This is a genomic window from Streptomyces alkaliphilus, from assembly GCF_014141535.1.
GTDB classification, from domain to species: domain Bacteria; phylum Actinomycetota; class Actinomycetes; order Streptomycetales; family Streptomycetaceae; genus Streptomyces; species Streptomyces alkaliphilus.
Window position 1 is genome coordinate 1 of sequence record NZ_VKHT01001663.1, and the last position, 545, is coordinate 545.

The 545-nt window shown below is 78.5% G+C and carries 1 protein-coding gene; it reads left to right on the plus strand.

From position 1 onward, the window contains the following. Positions 1 to 38 precede the first annotated feature (38 nt). Positions 39 to 545: phytoene desaturase family protein (locus tag FNQ90_RS26215; RefSeq protein WP_182608565.1), on the plus strand; the 507-nt coding region annotated here is incomplete at its 3' end.

Consider the following 545-nt stretch of genomic DNA (forward strand, 5'->3'; position numbering starts at 1 on the left):
CACCCCCGGGACCGGCGTCCTCCCGCCCCGACGCCGCGATCGTCGGCAGCGGCCCCAACGGTCTCGCCGCCGCCGTGACCCTGGCCCGTGCCGGCCTGCGGGTCGTGGTCCACGAGGCCGCCGACACCCTCGGCGGCGGCCTGCGCGGGGCCGCCCTCTTCGACCCCGACGTCCACCACGACGTCTGCGCCGCCGTCCATCCGATGGCTCCCGTCTCCCGCTTCTTCCGGGAGTTCGACCCCGCGGCGCGGGGGGTCGTGATGGAGGCCCCCGAGGTCTCCTACGCCCACCCGTTGGCCGACGGCCGCGCCGCGCTCGCCCTCCGTGACCTGGAGGCCACCTGCGAGACCCTGGGACCGGTGGACGGTCGGCGCTGGCGCCGGCTGATGGAACCACTGCTGCGCCGCAGCGACGCCGTCGCCGACCTGCTGCTCTCCGGGCCGCGGCGGTTGCCCGATCCCCGGGCCGCCGCACTGTTGGCCTCCCGGGTGCCGGCGCACGGCACCCCCGCCGCGCTGCGCCGGGTGCTGGGCGGGGGCTTCCGG